General features: G+C 63.6%; 17 protein-coding genes and 1 pseudogene. 5 read left to right on the top strand and 13 right to left on the bottom strand.

Annotated features, from left to right (window positions below; translation table 11 throughout):
• The first annotated feature begins 374 nt into the window (after window positions 1-374).
• Window positions 375-1790 (top strand): flagellar filament capping protein FliD, encoded by a 1416-nt coding sequence (gene fliD / locus ABWL39_RS17145; protein WP_367794097.1) that lies wholly within the window; start codon window positions 375-377, stop codon window positions 1788-1790.
• A 12-nt stretch (window positions 1791-1802) separates the two neighbouring features.
• On the opposite strand, the gene ABWL39_RS17140 is transcribed toward fliD, so the two are convergent.
• From ABWL39_RS17140 to purM, 4 genes are all read right to left on the bottom strand, one after another.
• Entirely contained in the window at window positions 1803-3050 is a 1248-nt protein-coding gene (locus tag ABWL39_RS17140) for an RsmB/NOP family class I SAM-dependent RNA methyltransferase (RefSeq protein ID WP_367794095.1), read from the bottom strand.
• Between the two features lie 49 nt (window positions 3051-3099).
• Window positions 3100-4305, bottom strand: a complete 1206-nt coding sequence (locus ABWL39_RS17135) for a DUF3108 domain-containing protein (protein ID WP_367794093.1) — start codon at window positions 4303-4305, stop codon at window positions 3100-3102.
• A gap of 20 nt (window positions 4306-4325) precedes the next feature.
• Entirely contained in the window at window positions 4326-4958 is a 633-nt protein-coding gene (purN, locus tag ABWL39_RS17130) for a phosphoribosylglycinamide formyltransferase (protein WP_367794091.1), read from the bottom strand.
• 244 nt (window positions 4959-5202) lie between these two features.
• Window positions 5203-6249, bottom strand: a complete 1047-nt coding sequence (gene purM, locus ABWL39_RS17125) for a phosphoribosylformylglycinamidine cyclo-ligase (RefSeq protein ID WP_367794089.1) — start codon at window positions 6247-6249, stop codon at window positions 5203-5205.
• A gap of 138 nt (window positions 6250-6387) precedes the next feature.
• Between purM and hda the strand changes: the two genes are divergently transcribed.
• From hda to ABWL39_RS17110, 3 genes are read left to right on the top strand one after another with little or no spacing between them, the layout of a single operon-like run.
• Window positions 6388-7146 (top strand): DnaA regulatory inactivator Hda, encoded by a 759-nt coding sequence (gene hda / locus ABWL39_RS17120; RefSeq protein ID WP_367794087.1) that lies wholly within the window; start codon window positions 6388-6390, stop codon window positions 7144-7146.
• Between the two features lie 19 nt (window positions 7147-7165).
• Window positions 7166-7831, top strand: coding sequence for an HAD family hydrolase (locus ABWL39_RS17115; RefSeq protein ID WP_367794084.1), 666 nt, complete (start codon window positions 7166-7168; stop codon window positions 7829-7831).
• A gap of 5 nt (window positions 7832-7836) precedes the next feature.
• Window positions 7837-8406, top strand: a complete 570-nt coding sequence (locus ABWL39_RS17110) for a hypothetical protein (protein ID WP_367794081.1) — start codon at window positions 7837-7839, stop codon at window positions 8404-8406.
• An 86-nt stretch (window positions 8407-8492) separates the two neighbouring features.
• Here the strand turns inward: ABWL39_RS17110 and ABWL39_RS17105 are convergent, their stop codons facing one another.
• The 8 genes from ABWL39_RS17105 to cyaY all read right to left on the bottom strand — a co-directional run bounded on the left by ABWL39_RS17105 (window position 8493) and on the right by cyaY (window position 19041).
• A complete protein-coding gene (locus ABWL39_RS17105; protein WP_367794078.1) occupies window positions 8493-10163 on the bottom strand; it encodes a thiamine pyrophosphate-binding protein in 1671 nt (556 codons plus the stop codon).
• A 328-nt stretch (window positions 10164-10491) separates the two neighbouring features.
• Window positions 10492-11466: a quinone oxidoreductase gene (locus ABWL39_RS17100; protein WP_367794075.1), complete on the bottom strand. Its 975-nt coding sequence runs from the start codon at window positions 11464-11466 to the stop codon at window positions 10492-10494.
• A gap of 15 nt (window positions 11467-11481) precedes the next feature.
• Window positions 11482-13095 (bottom strand): hypothetical protein, encoded by a 1614-nt coding sequence (locus ABWL39_RS17095; RefSeq protein ID WP_367794072.1) that lies wholly within the window; start codon window positions 13093-13095, stop codon window positions 11482-11484.
• 41 nt (window positions 13096-13136) lie between these two features.
• Entirely contained in the window at window positions 13137-13520 is a 384-nt protein-coding gene (locus ABWL39_RS17090; RefSeq protein ID WP_367794333.1) for an HIT family protein, read from the bottom strand.
• Between the two features lie 207 nt (window positions 13521-13727).
• Window positions 13728-14213, bottom strand: coding sequence for an asparaginase domain-containing protein (locus ABWL39_RS17085; protein ID WP_367794069.1), 486 nt, complete (start codon window positions 14211-14213; stop codon window positions 13728-13730).
• Between the two features lie 185 nt (window positions 14214-14398).
• Entirely contained in the window at window positions 14399-18229 is a 3831-nt protein-coding gene (locus ABWL39_RS17080) for a DUF3683 domain-containing protein (protein ID WP_367794067.1), read from the bottom strand.
• Window positions 18230-18337: 108 nt separating this feature from the next.
• Window positions 18338-18715, bottom strand: coding sequence for a YqaA family protein (locus ABWL39_RS17075; protein WP_367794065.1), 378 nt, complete (start codon window positions 18713-18715; stop codon window positions 18338-18340).
• Between the two features lie 14 nt (window positions 18716-18729).
• Window positions 18730-19041 (bottom strand): iron donor protein CyaY, encoded by a 312-nt coding sequence (gene cyaY / locus ABWL39_RS17070; protein ID WP_367794062.1) that lies wholly within the window; start codon window positions 19039-19041, stop codon window positions 18730-18732.
• Between the two features lie 74 nt (window positions 19042-19115).
• Here cyaY and ABWL39_RS17065 point away from each other — a divergent pair, with 74 nt between their 5' ends.
• A complete protein-coding gene (locus tag ABWL39_RS17065; RefSeq protein ID WP_367794059.1) occupies window positions 19116-19262 on the top strand; it encodes a lipoprotein in 147 nt (48 codons plus the stop codon).
• A gap of 105 nt (window positions 19263-19367) precedes the next feature.
• Here the strand turns inward: ABWL39_RS17065 and ABWL39_RS17060 are convergent.
• A pseudogene (locus tag ABWL39_RS17060) lies at window positions 19368-19683 on the bottom strand (D-glycero-beta-D-manno-heptose 1-phosphate adenylyltransferase); the annotation flags it as partial.

Raw genomic sequence — 19683 nt, 5'->3', positions numbered from 1 at the left:
CTGGCGGGCATGTGTTTTTTGCCCCCACTCGCGTCACACGCGCCGTGGCGCGTGGCGGGAACCACTCAATGAGGCGCCAGATAACGAAAACCATCCAGCACTCATGGGATAACTTCCTGCGCGGGCGACCGGGTGGGCGGCAGCGATTCGAAGCAGCACAAAACGGGCGGCCAAAGCGTATCCGACAGCGATGGCTGGCCCGGCCTCACCGGCGTTGGTATCAACGGCCCGCAGGATTTCAAGAGACAGCCCCCTGCATCCAGCCCGATTTCATTTGGCAATCGGCCATTTTCGTTCAATGCGTCAAATCAATCACCTCACCGTCATCGAGCGTCTAGACTTTGTAGTGCGGTAACGTGTCCAGGAGCGATCGCATGATCGGCTCGATCAACTCTGCGTATGTCGGCCTCTACAACCCTTATGGGGTCCTCCAGCCGACAGATTTGTTGCGCGACAGCGAAATTGGCCGTTTACGCGGTCAAGGGAACGGTCTGCTGGCGGCCGGGAGCAATCAAAGTCTCAACCGCGCCGTCGATAGCACGCAGGTCCGTCTCTCCGATGTGGGTAAGCTGCGGTCTGCCCTCGACACGTTCCGCACCACCCTCTCGTCACTCTCCAGCCTCGATTCGGTCGCACCCTTGCGGGCGACGTCGAGCAACGAGAACGTGGCTCGCGCCACGGCGAGCACAGCCGCCAAGGATAGCCCCGCCATCGAGCTCAGCGTCAGTCAGCTCGCCACGCAGCAGGTATTGCAAAGCCAGCCCGTCAGCAACGCCGACAGCACCATCGTCGGCAGCGGCACGCTGAAGATCGAGATCGGCAGCACCAGCAGCAATGGCTTCAGCGCATCCTCCAGCAGTACGGTCAACATCACGAGTGGCAACGGCACGCTCGGCGGCATCGCGGCAGCCATCAACAATGCGAAGGCCGGCGTCACCGCGAGCGTCGTCACGGCCGATGACGGCAGCGCAAAGCTGCAGCTCACGGCAGCACGGGCCGGCAGCAACAACACGGTGCGGCTGACGGTAAGCGACAACGATGGCAAGAATACGGACAGCAGCGGCCTATCGCAGCTGGCTTTCGATACGACCGCGACGGCGGGCAATGGCCGCAACCTGACTGAGACCACGGCAGCGAGCAATGCGCAGCTGACGATCGACGGGCGCGGCTTCGTCAGCAATGGCAACACCACCGGCAACGCGATCACCGGGCTGACACTGGAACTGCGCGGCACGGGCCAGACCACGCTGAATGTCGCACGCGACCAGAAAACCTTCAGCCAGTCGGCGGAGCAATTCGTCAACGCGGTCAACCAGCTGCAGCAGGGTACCGCCGCCTTGCGCGACGACTCGCTGATCAATCGCAGCCTGACGCAGCTCGATACCCAGCTCGCCAACGCAACGAGCGGCATCGGCCGCAACCAGCTGACCCTGGCGGACATCGGCATCACCCGCAACAACAACGGCCAGCTGACGGTGGATCAGAACAAACTGGCCAGCACCTTTGCGGCAGCTCCCGAAGGCGCCGCCAAGCTGTTGAGCGATACCGCCAGCAGTCTCGGCAGTGCGATCGACCGCACGCTGAGCCCGCAAGGTGAGCTCAGCTTTGCCAGCAAGTCGCTCGAACGCTCGCTGGCGAGCCTGCAGACGACGCGCGACATCCTGCGCACACCGGATACGCAAAGCTATTACGGCGTGCCGGCGCAGTCGCTGCAATCGCTGTTCAACTACGCGCCGCGGCAAGGCAGCAGCGCCGGGATCAGCCGTTACCTGGCTGTCTCGGGCGTCTGACGGCGGCTGCGGCTAGCGCCGTGTCAGCACGGCGGCAAAGAAGCCATCGGTGCCATGCTGGTGCGGTGTGAGCTTGAGGTAATCCCCCATCTCCAGCGCAATCTTCTGTTGCGCCAGCACTTCACCGGCCGGTACCAGCGCAAAATCGGGGTGTGCCGCAAGGAAAGCCTCGACGATCCGTTCGTTCTCTTCCGGCAGGAAGGAGCAGGTCGCATACACCAGCCGCCCGCCCACCTTCAACAGATTGGCCGCTGCCGCGAGAATCGATGCCTGCTTGGCGGTCAGCTCGGTCACACTTTGCGCGGACTGGCGATAGCGCAGGTCGGGATTGCGGCGCAAGGTGCCCAGCCCCGAGCACGGCGCGTCGACCAGCACGCGGTCGATCTTGCCGGCAAGGCGCTTGATGCGCGCATCGTGTTCATGCGCGATCAGTTGCGGATGCACATTCGACAGGCCCGAGCGCTTGAGGCGGGGCTTCAGGTTGCTGAGGCGCTTTTCCGCGACGTCGAAGGCATAGACACGGCCGGTGGACGCCATCAGCGCGCCAAGCAGCAAGGTCTTGCCACCGGCGCCGGCACAGAAATCCACCACCATCTCGCCGCGCTTGGGCGCCAGCAGCAGCCCCAGCAGCTGGCTACCTTCATCCTGCACCTCGATCTTGCCGTTGAGGAACAGCGGGTGCTTGTTCAAGGCAGGTTTGCCGGCAAGGCGCAGGCCCAGCGGCGAATACGGGGTCGGCACGACATCGCCGCCGCCGGCACCGAGCGCGGCGAGTACCTCGTCACGGTTGGCAAGCTGCGTATTGACGCGCAGATCGAGCGGCGCGGATTGCTGGAAGCCGCGCCCGAAGGCGAGGATGGCCTCGTCGTCCATCAGGGCCTTGAGCCTGTCGTAGAGCCACTGCGGGAACTCGGCCTGCACGTTGATCGGCAGCTCCTCCGCCTTGATCGCCTTGACCCGGCCCAGCGCCTTGATGTCGGCCTCGGGCGCGTAATCGGCAAGCGCCTTGGGGTTCATGCCGTTGAGCTTGACCAGGTAGGCCAGCAGCAGGGCGCGTGGCGTCGGCTTCTCGATCACGGCTTCAAGCATCATGCGGCGGCGCAGGATGCCGAACAGCGCCTCGGCGATCACATTGCGGTCGGTCGGGCCGAGCTTGTGATGCTCACGGAAAAAGCGCGACAGTACCGCATCTGCAGGCTGGGTCATCGGCAGCAGCGCGCGCAGCGCGGTCAGGGTGGCGTCGAATTGAGTCGGTGTCATGAGGAACCTTAAATGATGTCCGCCGGGTGGGCCTACCCAGCATTATGGATCAACGATCTTTGCGCGGCCGGGGTGGTTCGCGCTTGGGGCGGGCCAGCAGCGTCTTGCCGTTGACCTCGACCAGGCTGGCATCGAGCACGAACGAACGGCCATCGGACGCATCGACCTTGGCGCGCACGGGCAGGTTGTGCCAGCCGGGCGCCAGCCAGAAGGCGAACTTGCCACGCTCGTTCTCGCCGTTGAGCGCCAGCGCGGTGATATCGCCCGCGCCCTGAACGTGAATCGTCGATTCGCCTTCGATATGAAACTTCTGGTGATAAATCTTCTTGCCGGTGACGATCTGCACATCCGACGACATCAGCGTCTTGCCCCGGATCGCGGCCTGGAAGAACAGCGACAGCATGTCGTAGCCGATCTTCTCGAGCTTGTCGTTCTTCAGCGCATTGGGCTCGCCATAGTTGACCACGCCGTTGGCCCAGTCGAACTTCACCACGAACTTGGGGCTGTCGAGCTTGTTGTCGCGGAACTCCAGATACTCGTCGGGCTTGAGGCCGTCCTTGCTCATCGTGCCGCGGCTGCGCAGTGAAATGCTCTTGCCGAAGCCGGCCGCGTTGAGTTCTATCGTGTAGTGGTTGCCGTCCTGCTTCCAGCTCATCGCGCCTTCGAGCACACCATAGAGCAGGTAATGAATCTTCACATCAGCCGGGAAGGCCTTGCCCTGCGACAGCTGCGCATCCTGGGGCGCCGCAGGCTCGGCGACGGCCACCGCGGCGGGCGGCGCCGGGGCGTCTGCCGCGGGGGGGGTGACGGCAGCGGCAGGGGGCGGCACGGGTGTTGGTGCCTCGGACGGTGTCGATGCGGCAACCGTATCCGTTGTCGGCACCGCCGCCAGCTCGACGGGCTTGGCCTGGGCCTCTGGCTTGGGCGCCGGTTTGGGCGCAGGCCGTGGTTTGGGTGCCACCACCGGCTTGTGCGCCGCCTTGGCTGCCTTCGGCTTCAGCGACGCCGCCGGCACCAGGTAGACGTTGAGCTTGTCCACAAGCGGCTTGAGCTTGGGCTTGTCGCCGATTGCGGCCCCTTCGAGCGCGATCTCCTGTTCATCGAGCTGGCGCTCGGTCTTGCGGACCTCGATTTCCTTGCCGTTGAGCAGCGCGTCGGCAATGGACCAGATATCTTCACCAAAAATGGTGAGAAAATGGCCGATCACCGACAGGATCGCCGCAAAGATCAGAGTTCGGGTCAGCCAGCGCTTCATTCAGTTCTGGGCGACCTGCACTAGGCCGGAAACCGCAGCGAAGCCGACGGGTCCACCGTGTCGAGACGGACGCGGACCTTGCCGTCCAGCAGGCTCAGGCGATCTTCCGCAAACCAGCGCACCGCTTCGGGGTAGAGGCGGTGCTCCTGCACCAGCACGCGCGCGGACAGGGTCTCGGGCGTGTCGTCGTTGAGCACCGGCACGGCGGCCTGGGCGATGATCGGCCCGTGGTCGAGCTCGCCCGTGACGAAATGCACGGTACAGCCATGCAACTTGCAGCCTTCGTCGATCGCACGCGCATGGGTGTTGAGGCCGGTGAAGGCCGGCAGCAGCGAGGGGTGGATATTGATCATGCGGCCTTCGTAATGGCGCACGAAGCCTTCGGACAGGATGCGCATGAAGCCAGCCAGCACGATCAGGTCCGGCGTATAGCCGTCGATCAGCCGGGCCAGCTCGGCATCGAAGGCCTCGCGGCTATCGAAGCCCTTGTGCGACAGCACCGCAGTCGGGATGCCATGCGCACGGGCGGTCTCCAGCCCCGCCGCATCGGCCTTGTTCGAGATCACGGCGGCGAACTCGACCGGTGGCTGTGCCCGCAAAATGGCCTCCATATTGCTGCCACGGCCGGAGATGAGAATAACGACTTTCTTCATATGCTCTATGTTGACGGGCTGATGTGCCAGCCCATTGGCTTGCTCTGGCGCGCCTCACGCTCACCGCGAAGGCACGGAATTCACTATCCAATCGCGTCGGGTTTGGCCTACGGCCGCGCCTCGACGGTACTCAATACAGCGTTAAATAAGTGATCTTCGGACTTGGCTTTTGGCCTCGTCTCGAAGGCACCAAAAATAACAATGCCGCCAGCACGGCCGGCGGCATCAGTGTAGCGGACGCCGGTTACGCGACTTGTGTCTGGTGCTCGTCGCCGTTGCGTGCACGCACCGTGCCGAGGCGATAAACCGTCTCGCCCTCGGCCGCCAGCAGCGCTTGCGCCTTATCCGCCAGCTCTGTCGCGACGATGACGACCATGCCGATACCGCAATTGAAGGTGCGATACATTTCGCCCTCTGCCACGCGGCCCTCGGCCTGCAGCCACTGGAACAGCTTCGGCAGCGGCCATGCATTCTTGTCGATCTGCGCGACCACGTTGTCGGGCAGCACGCGCGGCACGTTCTCGGTGATGCCACCGCCAGTGATGTGCGCCATGCCCTTGACCGGCATTTCGGCCATCAGTTTCAGCAAAGGTTTCACGTAGATGCGCGTCGGCGCCATGATGCAGTCGGCCAGCGACTTGCCGCCGTCGAACTCGGCGTTCAGATCGGGGTTGCTGCGCTCGATGATCTTGCGTACCAGCGAGTAGCCGTTGGAGTGTGCGCCGTTGGACTTCAGGCCCAGCACCACATCGCCGGGCTGGATCGTCTTGCCGGTGATGATATTGGCCTTCTCCACCACACCAACGGCAAAGCCGGCCAGATCGTATTCGCCGACCGGGTACATACCCGGCATTTCGGCCGTTTCGCCACCGATCAGCGCGCAACCAGCCTGTTCGCAGCCGGCGGCGATGCCCTTGACCACATCGGTGGCGCGCGACACGTCGAGCTTGCCGCAGGCGAAGTAGTCGAGGAAGAACAGCGGCTCGGCACCTTGTACCAGGATGTCGTTGACGCTCATGGCGACCAGGTCGATGCCGACGGTGTCATGGCGATCGAGCTCGAACGCGAGCTTGAGCTTGGTGCCGACGCCATCGGTACCGGATACCAGCACCGGCTCCTTATATTTCTTCGAGATTTCGACCAGTGCACCGAAGCCGCCAATCCCGCCGAGCACTTCCGGGCGCATAGTGCGCTTGGCAAAAGGCTTGATGTTCTCGACCAGTTGATCGCCTGCGTCGATATCGACGCCTGCATCGCGATAGCTGAGGGAAGTTGGGTTGGCGGTGCTCAAGGGATTCTCGCTTCAATCGTTGCGGCGCAACCCGAGATCGTCGGGAGACGCCAAACTGTGGTTAAATTGCGGTTTTCTTATACTCGAATCAGTATAGGAAACGAGGCGTTCGCCTCAAAAAACAGCATTTTACCTGAAATGACCGCCGAACGCTGCCCGGCAGCACGGCTGCCGCACGCATTCCACACCGCCCTCGTGAAACAACTGCTGCTCAATCTGCACCCGGCCCTGCCCGCGTCGTTCGATAACTATATCGGCGGCGGTAACGAGCAGGCGCGCGAGGCGCTGATGGCGGCGCTGACGTCGGCGCAGGCCGAGCGCATGCTGTACCTGTGGGGCGAACCGGGCTCTGGGCGCAGCCACCTGCTGCAGGCGGCTATCCGCGAGGCGCAGGCAGCCGGCCAGCTCGCGGCCTATGTCGATTGCGCGCAGCTGTTCGAGCCGGACGATGCGCTGGGCGAGTACGATTGCGTCGCGCTCGACAATGTCGAGCATCTCGGCCCTGCCGCGCAGGTCGTCGTATTCAGCATCTACAACCGGCTGCGCGAGGCGCGCGGCGTGCTGGTAGCCGCCGGCCCGTGCCCGCCGTCGCAATTGCCCTTGCGGGCCGACCTGACGACACGCTTCGGCTGGGGCCTGGTCTACCAGCTGCAGCCGCTGTCGGACACGGACAAGATCCAGGCCCTGCAACAGCATGCGAGCGAACGCGGCTTCAGCCTGAACCAGGAAGTCTGCGACTACCTGCTGCTGCGCTGGCGGCGCGACCTGCCCTCGCTGCTGGCCGTGATCGACGAACTCGACCGCGCCTCGCTCGAACAGCAGCGTCAGGTCACCCTGCCACTACTGCGCGAGGTGCTGCAGCGGCAGGCGCACCAGGGCCAGCAAGCACTCTTTTGATACCCAACGGGGAACACCGATGCAACGACTCGTCATCTTCGATCTCGACCACACCCTGCTCGCCGGCGATAGCGATGTCGAGTGGCCGCGTTTCCTGATCAAGCGCGGCATACTCGACGCCGCCACCACGCAGCGCCAGAACGACGCCTTCTACGAGCAATACAAGGCCGGCACGCTGAACATGGACGAATTCCTCGCCTTCAGCCTCGCGCCGCTCGCACGCTTCACCATGGATGAGCTTGCCACGCTGCATGCCGACTACATGGCCGAACACATCCTGCCCATCATCACAGCCAAGGCGCGCGAGCTCGTCGCCGGCCACAAGGCGCAGGGCGACCTGGTGATGATCATCACCGCCACCAACCGTTTCGTGACCTCGCCGATCGCCGATGAACTGGGGATCGAGCACCTGATCGCCACCGAGGCCGAGGTCGTGGAAGGCCGCTACACCGGCAAGCCGACCGGCATCCCGAGCTTTCAGGCCGGCAAGATCACGCGGCTCGAACACTGGCTCGCCGAGCGCGAGCGGACGCTCGATGATTTCGACGAAACCTGGTTCTACAGCGACTCGAAGAACGACCTGCCGCTGCTCGAACGTGTCACCCACCCGGTAGCCGTCAATCCCGACACGATGCTCAAGGCCGTTGCCGAAGAGCAAGGCTGGCCCATCATCCACACCCATTGATCCCGTTGCGCCAGCGCATCGCCCGGGGGCTGTCGCTCGTCGGCCACCCGCTGGTCGCATTGCCCGCAGCCATCGCCCTGTCGGCCCACCTGCACGGAGGCGCAGGGCTGTGGCCGGTGCTGGGCGCCCTGGCTCTGCTCGGTGCGCTGATGTCTGCCTTCTCCGCCTATCAGGTCACGGCTGGCCGCTGGCGCGACAGCGATGCCAGCCAGCCCGGCGAACGCCGTAGCCTGCACCGCTTCCTGCTGGCGATACTGGGCATTGCCTGTGCGCTGGCCTTCGGCCTTACCGGCCCGAGCGATCTGAGCCTCGGCCTTGCCGTCTCCGCCGCCATCATCGCGCTCGCCAGCCTGCTCAGCAGCTGGCTCAAGCTATCGCACCACACGGCATTCGCCGCGCTCGGCACGGCCCTGCTGTGGGAGACACGGCCATGGTTCATCGGCGGATTGCTGTTCGTCGGCCTGGTGGCCTGGTCGCGCCTGGTATTGCAACGTCACAAACTGATCGACGTCGTTGCCGGGGCTGGCGCCGGCCTCATGGCTGGCGCAGCGCTCTGGGCGGCCCGCGCCGCATAGGGTGGAAAAAAACGGGGCCAGCTGGCCCCGTCTCTCATGCGGCTTCGCGTTGCCGACCGCGCGTCAACACATCGCCGCGCCAGACCTCAGCGCTGCGCCGCCTGCCGCAGCTGCGTGATGGTGGTGGCCGGCGTGATCGCCTCCGGGTCCACCCGCAGCTCGATCAGTGCCGGCCGGCCTGCCGTCACGGCGCGCTCGAAGGCCGGCGCGAAGTCGGCGGTAGCCTCGACAACCTCGCCGTGCGCGCCATAGGCCCGCGCCAGCGCGGCGAAATCCGGGTTGGCCAGCTCGGTGGCGATCACGCGCTCGGGGTAGTTGCGCTCCTGGTGCATGCGGATGGTGCCGTACATGCCGTTGTTGACCACGATGAACACCACGGCGGCGTTGTATTTCACGGCAGTGCCCAGCTCCTGGCCATTCATGAGGAAGCAGCCGTCGCCCGAGAACGACACGACCATCCGCGCCGGGGTGACGATCTTGGCCGCCACGGCCGCGGGCACGCCATAGCCCATCGAGCCGCTGGTAGGCGCGAGCTGGGTGGCGAACTGGCGGTAGCGGAAAAAGCGATGCAGCCAGATCGCGTAGTTGCCGGCGCCATTGGTGACAATGGCATCCGCCGGCAGGCGCGCGCACAGCCAGCGCATGATCTCGCCCATCTGCACCGCACCCGGCGTGGCGGTCGGCTCGCTCCAGCTCAGGTATTGCTGCCGCGCCTCGTCGGTGAGGCCCGCCCAGCGCGGTGCCGCGCCAGGCAATAGGGACGCGGCCTGCAGGGCGAATTCAGGGTAGCCCGCGTTGATCGGCAGGTCGGCGGCGTAGACGCGCCCCAGCTCCTCCACCCCGGCATGGACATGAACCAGTTTCTGCTGCGGCCGCGGGATGTCGAACAGCTCGTAGCCACTCGTCGTCGATTCGCCCAGGCGTGGGCCCACGGCCAGCACCAGGTCGGCCTGCTGGATGCGGGCCTTGAGTCTGGGGTTGATGCCCAGGCCCACGTCGCCGACGTATTGCGCATGCTCGCTATCGAACAGGTCCTGATAGCGGAAGGCGCAGGCGACCGGCAGCCGCCAGTTTTCAGCGAAACGGCGCATGTCGGCGCAGGCATCATGCGTCCAACCGCGCCCGCCGAGTATCATCAACGGCCGCTCGGCCGCCTCCAGCATGGCCTGCAGCTCGGCCATGTCCTGCGGGCGCGGTGCTGCGGCGATGCGGCGATAGGGCTGTGGCGGCGCGACCTCGCAGGCATCGTGCAGCATGTCTTCGGGCAGGGCCAGCACTACCGGCCCGGGCCGGCCGCTGGTGGCGATATGGAAGGCGTGCGAGACGAATTCGGGGATGCGTCGCGCATCGTCGATCTGCGCCACCCACTTGGCCATCTGGCCGAACATGCGGCGGTAGTCGATCTCCTGGAAGGCCTCGCGCTCGAGCGCCTCGCGCGCGACCTGGCCGATGAACAGGATCATCGGGCTCGAGTCCTGAAACGCCGTGTGCACACCGACGCTGGCATTGGTCGCGCCGGGGCCGCGCGTAACGAAGGCGATGCCGGGCTTGCCGGTGAGCTTGCCATAGGCATCGGCCATATAGGCCGCGCCGCCCTCCTGGCGGCAGACGACGAGCTTGAAGCGCTCGCGCACGTCATAGAGCGCGTCGAGCACCGCGAGATAACTCTCGCCGGGCACGCAGAAGCCGGTATCGGCGCCGTGGATCAGCAGGGACTCGACCAGCGCCTGTGCGCCGTTGGGTGGGGTGTGGGCCATGCGGCATCCTCCGTCGGGTGCCGGCATCATGGGCCGCACCGCCATTTTTCCGCGAAGCCAGGATGGCATCGCGACAGATGACAGCATAGCGCAGCGGCCGGTGGGTCCGGCGCGTCGGCGGCGGCTGGCACGCTGCCACGCGGATTTTGTTCCGCATAGCGGGCAGCGGCGGCTACCGGTGTTCGAGCAGGCCCATCACGTGCCAGTGTGAATCGCACGCATGTCCGCCGTACTCTCAATCGGTCAATGTGGCGACGGCGCGTTCATACGCCCTGGATAGCACCGGGGCAGGCCTGGCGCGCTGCCAACATGGCGGTGCCCGCCCGCCTCACGGCAGCAGCACGGTTGAGCCGGTAGTCTTGCGCGCTTCGAGGTCGCTATGTGCCTGCGCCACGTCCCGCAAGGCATAGCGCTGATTGATCGCGATCTTCACCTGGCCGCTCGCCACCACGTCGAATAGCTCCTGTGCCATCGCCTCCAGATCGTGGCGCTTGGCGATGTAGGCAAACAGTGTCGGGCGCGTGAGGAACAACGAGCCCTTCTGCGACAACAGCAGCGGCGAGATCGGCTCCACCGGGCCCGAGGCATTGCCGAAGCTGACCATCATGCCGAGCGGTCGCAGGCAGTCGAGCGAGCCCATGAAAGTATCGCGGCCGATGGAATCGTAGACCACCGCCACGCCCTCGCCGCCGGTCAGCTCGCGCACGAGTTCGGTGAAGTTTTCGCGCGTATAGACGATGGCATGGTCGCAACCGTGGGCACGGGCCAGGGCGGCCTTGTCGTCCGACCCGACGGTGCCGATCACTGTCGCGCCGAGCGCCTTTGCCCACTGGCAGACGATCAGGCCCACGCCGCCCGCCGCGGCGTGGATCAGGATGGTGTCGCCGGGCTGCACCCGATAGGTGCGCCGCAGCAGGTATTGCGCGGTCAACCCTTGCAGCATCATCGCCGCGGCCGTCTCGAAGCCGATCGCGTCGGGCAGTCTGACCACAAACTCGGCTGGCATGACGCGCGCCTCGCTATAGGCACCCAGAGGGCCACCTGCATAGGCCACGTGGTCCCCCGGGCGCAGTGCCGTCACACCCTCGCCGACAGCCTCGATCACGCCGGCAGCCTCTTTGCCCAGGCCGGTTGGCAGCGGCGTGGCATACAGCCCGGTGCGGAAATAAACATCGATGAAGTTCAAGCCGACCGCGTGATGGCGCACCCTCACCTCACCCGGCCCCGGCTCGCCGACCTCGACATCGAGCCATTGCATGACGTCCGGCCCGCCGGTTTGATATATCTGGATGGCTTTTGGCATGTTCCCGTCTCGTTGCTAGCCGTTTGCGTTCTGCGCGATCGCCTCGAAGGCGATACGTTCGAAATCCGGACCGCGCTCGATGAGCTGCGTCATGCGCACACGACGCGATTTACCGTCATGCATGACCTCGATGATGCGCCCGGCGCGGAACCAGCTCGGGGGCAGCAGCAGGCTCATGTCGGAGCGCAGCGCGGCAACGCCGGGCAACAGCAGCGATGCGACGAACAGGTTGTTGCCGGTCGGGCTCAAACCCGTCGCCCGGACCGCTACAGCGCGTGGAATGCCCGGCAGCATGCGCACCCCGACGAGCAGCCGGCCATCCTCCATCTGCTGAATCCAGCGTGTCATGCCGAGCAGGTAATCGCCCCCCTCCTCGGCACGGATGCCGAGCAGCTGGTTATGGCTCAGGCGCTCGCCCTCGCCCACCCTCTTGCACAGGCCATAGCCCAGCGCGCTCTGGTCGTAGACATCCCAGCGCTCGGCGACGAAGCCCACACCGGTGGCGACGGTCCTGACCGAGTGCTCGCCGGCATGGCCGAAGATCTGGAAGGCCTCGAGCGATTGCCCCCTGACCTCATTGGGCTTGCTGGGCTGGTCGAACACCTCGCCGCTCAGGAAGTAGTGGATCGCTGCCATGCCGAGCGCGATGTCGACGATCGCTGTCGCCTTGCGCCGCTGATAGCTGCGCTCATCCCCGCCCTTGCACCATTGCTGGAAGCAGGTGACGAGCAGCGGCTCGCACACGTCGGCCGTGAACTCCTCGCCCAGCCCCAGCTGCACCGGGGTCTCGCCCATGCGCAGCAGCTTGATGCGCTTGCTCAGGCTCTTCGCCAGCTGGCTGGTATCGAGATAACGCAGCCGCGGCGAGTTCCCGACATCGCGATGCTGTATGCCGCCACCCTCCAGGTCGACCACGATGCGGGTCAGGCTCGTCGCGGGTAACTCGGTATGCACCGTCACGTAATTGGCCCAGCGATCGAGCAGGCGGTCGAGCCAGATGATCTGCTTGACCGAGCTACCGGACGGCTTGACGGTATCGAGCAGCAGCGCCTGTACATAGGCGGCGGCGCAGCTCGACGCAGGCGCCTGGCTGTTGAGGCTATCCTTCACGCCGCGCAGGGCGTGGCCGCGCTCGGCGATGCGATACATATTGTGTAGCTCGCGCCATAGCGACAGCGGCACTTCCTGATATGCCATCAGGTGTTCGCGGATGGCCAGGCCGACGTAGCGCAGGCAGCGGTGGTTGGCCAGCGCGATGAATTCCTGCACGCCGGCGTCGCCATCGAGTGCGGCCTTAAGGCAGTGCTTGTAGCTGCAGGCAAAGGCCAGCCAGAGCTTGACGTTGCCCGACCAGATGTCACGCTCGACCGTGGTCAGCGGCAAGGCGCGGCCGACATAGCGCTTGGCGTTCGCATCGGTGAGGAAGGCCACGGTGTCGCGCAGCATTTCCATGGTCTTGAGCCGGTCCAGCGGCACGATGCTCGACTGGTTGAGCTTGTCCAGCGCCTCGAGCAACTCCATGTGGGCCTGCGGCACATTGATCATCGGCAGCAGCGCCAGCCACTGCCTGCAGCTGCGCTGATCGACGAAATCGGGGGTCAACGTGTCGTTCAGAGCGGGGAGGTTCAACAGGTCATCCATTGGTATCGGTCATTCCATGGCCAGGGACATCAGCCCAGTGCATCGAGACAGGCCGACAGCGACTCGCGCAGTCGCACCTGCCAGCCGTCGGGCAAGGCCTGCGCGGATTGTTCACGCGCAGCGGCAGCCCATACGGGGCTCGGAAAATGGCGGTCGTCGCGGAAACGCGGGATGACGTGCCAGTGCAGATGGGGGGTCATGTTGCCAAGGCTGGCAAGATTGATCTTCTCAGGCTGCAACACGGTGCGCAGCACAGCTTCCACCGCGAACACGAGTCGCATCAGATGGAGCTGGTCCGCCTCCGGCAGGTCGGTCATTTCCTTGACATGGGCCTGCCAGATGACACGACAGAAGCCCGGATAATCGGCATCGTCGACCAGCACCACCCGTGCCCTATCACCCTGCCACAACAATGGGCCGCCGGCTTGATCACATAGCTCGCAAGACAAATTCCACTCCTTCAACAGCAGATGGGCGGCATTTCGCCACACACTCAAAGTAAAGCACGCCCGACCTCATCCTGCTGGCCGCTTTGCCATGGCGACAGGCGCCATGGCCGATATGGCGACCAATACCGCTGCATGCCGGGCCGGGCCAATCGTTGGCGGCCGCCAGCGGGCTCACTCGGTCGCTTCGAAACGCCCCAGATCGAGGTTCTTGCGCACCTTGCCGGCCTCGAACAAGCGCCCATTCATGGTGATGTAGACGCCGGCCGGCAAGGCCTGGGCCGCAGCCACGGCGCAGCCGATGTTGAAGATCGCATCGGTGCGGCGAAAGCGCGCCGGGGCCATCGCCCCCGTGAGCACGATCGTCTTGTCGACGATGCTCTTCAGCTTGAGCGCGGTGATAGGCATGGTGTCGGTGCCGTGGGTGATGACGATGTGCCGCTCGGGCGCGGCCAGCACGGCATCGTAGATGAGCTGGCGGTCTTCGTCGGTCAGCTCGAGGCTGTCCTTCTTCAGGATGGACTGTACCGTGTGCAGCACGGTTGCCAGGCCCTCGTCGAGGATGTCGGTGACCATCGGATCGCCGATTTCGTAGCTGCTCTTGGCGTCGAAATAGACCTTGTCGATGGTGCCGCCGGTCGTGATGATGCGTAGCGTCATGGGAAAACCTTGGGTGAGGGTTTCTTGTTCGGAGGCGGCTCCGGGCGGGTAACCCACAGCCAAAATATTACATCAGAATATTTTAACTCGTTTACCCGAAGCGGTGTACTGGTTTTGCCCACGAGCCACGCAGACATGAAAAAGCCCGGCGAGCGCCGGGCTGTGGGTGCCGGAGCTAGGCGCGCTTACAGCAGCACGCGCTCGATACCGCCGCTATTGGCCTTGCCGACATAGTCGACGAGCCAGTTGTCACCGAGGATCTCCTTGGCCATCTCCACCACGATGTAGTCGGCATCGGTACCGACGTCGTTGTTGTAGCGGCTCAGGCCCTGCAGGCAGGCCGGGCACGAGGTCAGTACCTTGACCAGCTCATCCGCATGCTCGGCACGGATTGCGTCGACGCCCTTCTGCAGCTCTTCCTGCTTGCGGAAGCGCACCTGGGTCGAGATGTCCGGGCGGCTCACGGCCAGCGAGCCCGATTCGCCGCAGCAGCGGTCGGACAAGGCCACCTTGTCGCCCATCAGCTCGTTGACGACCTTCATCGGCTGATAGGTCTTCATCGGCGTGTGGCAGGGGTCGTGGTACATGTATTTCACGCCCTTCACACCATCGAGCTTGACGCCCTTCTCCAGCAGGTACTCGTGGATGTCGAGCAGGCGACAGCCCGGGAAGATCTGCTCGAACTGGTACTTCATGAGCTGATCCATGCAGGTGCCGCAAGACACGATCACGGTCTTGATGTCGAGGTAGTTCAAGGTGTTCGCGACACGATGGAACAACACCCGGTTCTCGGTGGTGATCTGCTGGCCCTTGTCATCATTGCCGCTCGCGGTTTGCGGATAACCGCAGCACAGATAGCCAGGCGGCAGCACCGTGGTCGCACCGACATGGTAGAGCATGGCCTGCGTGGCCAGCCCCACCTGGCTGAACAAGCGCTCCGAGCCGCAACCGGGGAAGTAGAACACGGCTTCCGAGTCCTCCGCCGTCTTCTGCGGATCGCGGATTACCGGCACGGTCGACTGATCTTCGATATCGAGCAACGCACGCGAGGTCTTCTTCGGCAGGTTGCCTGGCATCGGCTTGTTGAAGAAGTGGATAATCTGGGCCTTCACCTCGGGCTTGCCGACGGTGGACGGCGGCGCGGCAGTCTGAGCCTTGCCGAGGTTGGACAACAGTTTGTTGCCGAGGCGTTGCGCCTTGGAACCCCACTCGATCATGCCCTTGCGGATCAGCTTGACCGTTGCCGGGTCCTTGGCGTTGAGGAAGGCCATGGCAGCGGCCGTGCCAGGGTTGAACTTCTTGTTGCCGGTCTTGCGCAGGAAGTTGCGCATCGCGATCGACACGTCGCCGAAGTCGATCTTCACCGGACAGGGATTCACGCACTTGTGGCAGACGGTACAGTGGTCGGCCACATCGCTCAGCTCGTCGAAATGCTTGAGACTGACGCCACGACGGGTCTGTTCCTCGTAGAGGAAGGCCTCGGTCAGCAGGCCGACACCGAGAATCTTGTTGCGTGGGCTGTAGAGCAGGTTTGCGCGCGGCACGTGCGTCGAACACACCGGCTTGCACTTGCCGCAACGCAGGCAGTCCTTCACCGAATCAGCGATCTTGCCGATGTCGGACTGCTCGAGGATCAGCGATTCGACACCGAGCAACTCGAACGAAGGCGTATACGCGGCACGCAGGTCGGCGCCCGGCAGCAGCTTGCCCTTGTTGAAATGGCCGTTCGGATCAACGCGTTTCTTGTAGTCGACGAAGGGGGAGATTTCCTCGTTGGTGAGGAACTCCAGCTTGGTGATGCCGATGCCGTGTTCGCCCGAGATCACGCCATTGAGATCGCGCGCCAGCACCATGATGCGCGCCACCGCATGGTGGGCTGCCTGCAGCATCTCGTAATCGTCGGAGTTGACCGGAATGTTGGTGTGCACATTGCCGTCGCCCGCATGCATGTGCAAGGCCACGAATACGCGGCCCCGCAAAATGCGCTGGTGAATCTGGTGCACCGCCTTGAGGATGGGCTCGTCGGTCTTGCCCGAGAACAGCGCCTCCAGGTCTTCCAGCAGTTCGCGCTTCCAGCTCACGCGCAGCACGAAGTCGCGCAGTGCGTGGAACACGCTCTGCGGCGTCTCTTCGGACTCGAGATCCTTCTCCAGCGGCGCAGCGGGATAAGACGACAGGTAGAGCTCGAAAGCCGAGTCGAGATTGTCGTAAATCCACTGCCAGCGCTCGCGCACCGCACCGATCAGGTCCAGCGCCGCTGCACGGCGATCGCCGATCAGCTCGTCATGGCCGATCGCCGGTGCATCGGCATCGTCCACCGGCAAGTCGCCACGGAAGAAGCCATCGAGCTTGTCCATCAGCTTCAGCTTGTTGCCGATCGACAGCTCGATATTGATGCGCTCGATCCCATCGGAGTAATCGCCGAGGCGGTCGAGCGGAATGACCACGTCCTCGTTGATCTTGAAGGCGTTGGTATGGCGCGCGATCGCGGCAGTGCGCGACCGGTCGAGCCAGAATTTCTTGCGTGCCTCCGGGCTGACGGCGATGAAGCCCTCGCCGGCACGCGCATTGGCCAGCTTGACCACATGCGATGCGGCCTCGCCGACGGCACTCTCGTCGTCAGAGACGATGTCGGCGATCAACACCATCTTGGGGCGACCGCGCGACTTGGCCTTGGTGGCATAACCAACAGCACGCACATAGCGCCAGTCCAGGTGCTCCAGGCCAGCCAGCTGCACGCTGGGGTGGGCATCGAGATAATCCTTGATCTCGACGATGGCTGGCGTCGCACGCGACACCTCGCCGAAGAATTCCAGGCAGACGGTGCGAATCTGGTTCGGCATGCGATGCAGCACGAAGCGCGCCGAGGTGATGATGCCGTCAGTACCTTCCTTCTGCACGCCGGGCAGGCCAGCGAGGAACTTGTCGGTCACATCTTTGCCGAGACCCACCTTGCGGAACTGGCGCCCGGGTATCTCCAACACCTCTTCGGACAGCGTCGTCTTGCCATCTTCCTTGAGCCGCGTGACGCGGAATCTAGCAACGTCGACGTCATGAATCTTGCCGAAATTGTGATCGATACGCTCGATGAACAACCAGTGGCCATCGGGGTCGACCATCCGCCAAGAGGCCAGATTGTCGAGCGCCGTTCCCCACAGCACAGCCTTCTTGCCACCGGCATTCATGGCAACATTGCCGCCGATACACGAGGCCTCCGCCGAGGTCGGGTCAACGGCGAACACCAGGCCTGCAGCCGATGCCGCCTCGCTGACCCGGGCAGTCACCACGCCGGCACCGCATTGAATAGTCGCGCGCTTGCCTTCGAGGCCCGGCAGGTCGATGTATTCGACACCCAGATGGCGGTCGAGCTTTTCCGTATTGATGACAGCGGAGAACGGCGTCAGCGGTACCGCGCCGCCGGTATAGCCGGTGCCGCCACCACGCGGGATGATCGTCAGGCCAAGCTCGATACAGGCCTTCACCAGGGGCGCGATTTCTGCCTCGGTATCGGGTGACAGCACGACGAACGGGTATTCGACACGCCAGTCGGTGGCATCGGTGACATGCGACACGCGCGCCAAGCCATCGAACAGGATGTTGTCCCTGCGCGTGATGCCGCCCATACGCTTCTGAATCTTGCCGCGCAAGGCACGTGTCTCGTCGAACCACATGTGGAAGCGGCCAACGGCCTGCTCCGCGGCACGCAACAATTCACCCACCTGCGGGTTACCCTGGCGACGCGTCTCGATTTCGCCCAGACGGTGGCGCATGGCCTCGACCAGCGCGGTGAGCCGCTTCGGGTTCTCCATCAGGTCGTCTTGCAGATACGGATTGCGCTGCACCACCCAGATATCGCCGAGCACTTCGAACAGCATCCTCGCCGAACGACCGGTCTTGCGCTCTTCGCGCAGCAGGTCGAGCTGTTGCCAGGCAGCTTCGCCAAGCAAGCGGATAACGATTTCCCGGTCAGAAAACGAGGTGTAGTTATAGGGTATTTCGCGCAATCGAGCGTTCATTATGGGCCAGTGGGTTTGCTGCAAAGCACAAGGAAAGTGCTAAATTTTACCGGAACTGAGCGCTTGGTTAACAAAAAATTTCAGGAAAACAATATGATCCGTAGGGATTTAAAGACTCAGGTATGCAATTGCAGCATATCGGGCCCCTTTGCCGACGAGCATGGCCAGCGAGCACGCCAGCCATCCCAGTCGCAACCACCCCGCAGCGAGGCAGAGCGCATCGCCTACGATGGGCACCCAGGAGAGCAAGAGGCTCCACGCGCCCCAGCGCTTGACGCAAGCCACGCCACGGCGCTCCTCCAGCCTGGGGGCGAGACAGCCAAGCCAGTAGGAGGTCATCCCGCCCAAGGTGTTGCCTAACGTGGCTACGATCAATGCACCGGTCCACTGTTGTGGAAAAAGCTTGAGGATGGCGAGCAGCGCGAGCTCTGAATTGCCAGGCAGCACGGTAGCAGACACAAAGGCCGATATGAACAGACCGGCCAACCCCCACTCAACCATCAGAAGTGAAGCGTTTCACCAGCAAGCTGCTGAATCAGATCGGACAAGCTGGCAAAGAATTCCGAACCATCGCGGGTGTTGCGCCAAGCACCATCGCGCCAGCCAAAATGAAAACCACCGGTTTTTGCCGCAATCCAGAGCTCCTGATTAGGAGCATGACGGTTGATGATGATCTTGCCACCATCATCGAGTTCCAGCTCAAGCACCGCCTCGTTGAGATTGCACTCGATATCCGAATCACCGCCGTCTATCGTCGACTGAATTCGTTCAAATACGGCCTCGGCCTGCTCCAGGAAATCATTTTCGGTCATCCATCCGCTCTCGAAAAAAGAACCATTCGCATGAATATGCGTGGTAAAGGTGGTTTTTGGCGCTTCATGTTAACATGTCGATTTTGCCACAAAGCCCTACCATGCGCCTGATCTGCCTGCTGACACTCACCGTGCTCGCCTTGGCCGGCTGCGGTTACAAGGGCCCATTATTCCTTCCCAAGCCCGATCAAACCAGCACGGCACCTCAAGCCAAACCCTAGGTCCGCAGCGGCAAGTAGCCCCCATCTCGACGATGCCCTCTAAGGGCGCCCCCGCCATCTCATTTGCCTGCCAGCATAACGGTGCAAGGCAAATACGTCGCGCCTTTACCCGCGAATTTTCTTGATCGTCGCTGTCGTCGAGCGTTCGAACAGGAACGGGATCGAATAGACCTGCCCGCCCCAGCCCTGGACCTCCTTGGCTCCGACTATCTTGTCGATAGCCCAGTCCCCACCCTTCACGAGCACATCTGGCTTGCTCTCGAGGATTACAGCAAGGGGGGTATCCTCATCAAACTCGACGACCAGATCCACGGCTTCCAGCGAAGCCAGCACCGCCTTGCGGTCTTCGGTGCAATTGATCGGCCGGTCCTCGCCCTTGCCGAGTCGCTTGACCGATGCATCGGTGTTGACCGCAACGATC

This window comes from Chitinivorax sp. PXF-14 (assembly GCF_040812015.1).
Taxonomy (GTDB): Bacteria; Pseudomonadota; Gammaproteobacteria; order Burkholderiales; family SCOH01; genus JBFNXJ01.
This window is presented reverse-complemented; position numbering and strand designations above follow the sequence as displayed.